This window comes from Winogradskyella ouciana, from assembly GCF_009709615.1.
In the GTDB taxonomy this organism is placed as follows: domain Bacteria; phylum Bacteroidota; class Bacteroidia; order Flavobacteriales; family Flavobacteriaceae; genus Winogradskyella; species Winogradskyella ouciana.
The window spans coordinates 1-244 of record NZ_WJYA01000266.1 but is presented as its reverse complement, the minus strand read 5'-3'; the positions used below and the strand labels follow the sequence as shown (position 1 = coordinate 244).

1 pseudogene is annotated in these 244 nt (G+C 34.8%); it reads right to left on the bottom strand.

Features of this window, described 5'->3' with window-relative positions:
- Positions 1-244, bottom strand: a pseudogene (locus F1003_RS19125) (hypothetical protein); the annotation flags it as partial.

Here is a 244-nt window from a genome sequence, read left to right as displayed (position 1 = left end):
ATTTTTAATTGAGGAGTATTCCACATGTCCAACCATTTTTTAATTGCAGAAATTAGTATGATCATACCAAGGACTAGCATGATGATTGAAAGAATTGCATTTAGTGTGCTGTATCCTGCAGCATCAGGATTTAGATAAACGTTTTTAACCATCCAGTATCCCGCATAGTTTACTGTTACAAATAGATACGCGAGTGGGACAAGACATGTTAACATATACCGTCGTTTATCAGCAATTTTTAGTA